The following is a 1,931-nucleotide window of genomic DNA, read 5'->3' as shown; positions in this document are numbered from 1 at the left end:
GAGGCCATCAAGGCCGCCAAGGCTGCGAAGTAAGGCACCCCATCTGGAAAATGAGAGAGCCGCCCGGGAGGGCGGCTCTCTTTTGTGATCCGGAGCGCAAATTATCTCTTGCATTTTGCCCTGTCGGCAGTACAATAAAAAGAGGCAGAGCCGTGCCGCTGTCCCGGCGCGGCTTATATACGGAGCGTTTTGCGCGAAAGAGAGGAACCACTATCATGAAGCTTTCCAAAGAAGAGATCAAGGCCATCATCCCCCACCGGGACCCCATGCTGCTGGTGGATACCGTGGAGGAGATGGAGGCAGGCGACCACATCGTGACCACATTTTTTGTGGACCCGGCCCGCGAGATTTTCAAGGGCCACTTCCCCGGTGAGCCGGTGCTGCCCGGCGTGTACTCTGTGGAATGCATGGCCCAGACGGCGGATATCCTGCTGCTGTCCGCGGAGCGGTATGCGGGGAAGATCCCCCTGTTCTTGGGGATCAATAATGTGCGGTTTCTGAAGAAGATCCTGCCGGGAGATACCATCGAGATCCACGCCAAGATGGCTTCCGAGCGGGTGGAGAAGGCCATTGCCACCTGCTCCGCCGAGGTCTACAACCACGGCGAGCTGGCGGTGACCGGCGACGTGACGCTGGCCATGCGCTGAGTGCCCGGAAAAGACGGGCGCCCCGGGAAATATCCCGGGGTGCCTTGCGTTCATTTGATGTCCACGACCTGCAGGCGGTCTCCATCCACGGTGAATCTCACCTCCTGCCCGGCGAAGAGGAAGCCGTACACCCGGTCCGGGTCCTGCTGATACCGGGGACGGGGATCCAAGGCCAACACATCCCGCAGGGCCTCCCGCCGGTCCGGAGGCAGTTGGTCCAACAGGGCGGGTGGGATTTCCACCTCCAGCGTGGGACGCGCCGGCTCGCTGGCAAAGCCGCCGGCGGCCTCCGGGTGGCAGTCTCCGTAAGGGAGGTAAGGCTTGATGTCCAGGATGGGGGTGCCGTCTACCAGGTCTGCGCCACGGACATGGAGCACCGGGCCCAAGGCGTCCGTGTACGCGATGTGGTCCAGCCGCACAGAGGAGAGGCCGATGGGATTGGGCCGGAAGGGGGAGCGGCTGGCAAAGACTCCCACCCGCTGATTGCCTCCCAGCCGGGGCGGCCGGACTGTGGGGGACCATTCCGGCCGCTGGGACTGGTGAAAGGCCCAGATCAGCCAGATGTGGGAGAATCCCTCCAGCCCCCGCAGGGCGTCAGGATTGCGGTAGGGCTCCTCGAACACCACGGCGGCCTCCAACGCGTCCACCAGACCGCTCTGACGAGGGACGCCGAACTTGGAGCCGAAGTCGCTGCGGATGCGGGCGATGGGGCGCATTTCAAACGAATCAGACATGAGGATTCTTCCTTTCTGCGGCAGGTATTTTCTCCATTATACCGGATTTTCCCGGGAAAACCAAGAAGAAAGGGTAAGGCCCCGGTGCAATGCACCGGGGCCTTCGCAGACCCGTATCAGTAGTGGATGACGGCCTCCGGGTGGTACACCAGGCACCAGGCGATGCCGAAGAACACCAGCGCTGCGGTGACCAGGACGAAGCAAAGCACCATGCCCACCCAGTCGTAGCGGATTTTCCCGCCGGAGCGGCTGGCCAGCAGCACCTCCACGCCCAGACAGACCAAGATCAGGGGCGAGAGCTGCAGGGCCAGGGTCAGATCCAGGGAGGGGAAGAACATGCTCACCAGCATCAGCGCACCGCAGATCACCAGCACGGCGCCGAAGGTGAAGGTGCCCACCCGGCGATCCCGGGCCGGACGGGATTCCGGCGTCTGCTCAGGGCTGTTCATCACGGTGGGCCTCCTCTCCCTCCGGGGCGTTTCCCGCAGCGGAGCGGTCTGATGCAACGTCTTCCGCCCTGGCCTCCGCCGGATCGGCGGCGCAAGCCCCG

General features: G+C 63.7%; 3 protein-coding genes. 1 reads left to right on the top strand and 2 read right to left on the bottom strand.

Annotated elements, in window-relative coordinates; translation table 11 throughout:
• The first annotated feature begins 215 nt into the window (after window positions 1–215).
• Entirely contained in the window at window positions 216–647 is a 432-nt protein-coding gene (gene fabZ / locus HMPREF1546_RS10685; RefSeq protein WP_021748708.1) for a 3-hydroxyacyl-ACP dehydratase FabZ, read from the top strand.
• Window positions 648–697: 50 nt separating this feature from the next.
• Here fabZ and tsaA read toward each other — a convergent pair whose 3' ends face one another.
• Both tsaA and HMPREF1546_RS19220 read right to left on the bottom strand, forming a co-directional pair.
• The gene (tsaA, locus tag HMPREF1546_RS10680; protein ID WP_021748709.1) at window positions 698–1,381 is read right to left on the bottom strand and encodes a tRNA (N6-threonylcarbamoyladenosine(37)-N6)-methyltransferase TrmO; all 684 of its coding nucleotides are present in this window, start codon (window positions 1,379–1,381) and stop codon (window positions 698–700) included.
• 116 nt (window positions 1,382–1,497) lie between these two features.
• Window positions 1,498–1,830 (bottom strand): hypothetical protein, encoded by a 333-nt coding sequence (locus tag HMPREF1546_RS19220; RefSeq protein ID WP_021748711.1) that lies wholly within the window; start codon window positions 1,828–1,830, stop codon window positions 1,498–1,500.
• Window positions 1,831–1,931: the final 101 nt, after the last annotated feature.

This window comes from Oscillibacter sp. KLE 1745, from assembly GCF_000469445.2.
Lineage (GTDB): Bacteria > Bacillota > Clostridia > Oscillospirales > Oscillospiraceae > Oscillibacter > Oscillibacter welbionis.
This window is presented reverse-complemented; position numbering and strand designations above follow the sequence as displayed.

Coding starts and splice junctions, on each gene's coding strand:
- fabZ (WP_021748708.1), top strand. CDS start 216: ATGAAGCTTTCCAAAGAAGAGATCAAGGCCATCATCCCCCACCGGGAC.
- tsaA (WP_021748709.1), bottom strand. CDS start 1,381: ATGTCTGATTCGTTTGAAATGCGCCCCATCGCCCGCATCCGCAGCGAC.
- HMPREF1546_RS19220 (WP_021748711.1), bottom strand. CDS start 1,830: ATGAACAGCCCTGAGCAGACGCCGGAATCCCGTCCGGCCCGGGATCGC.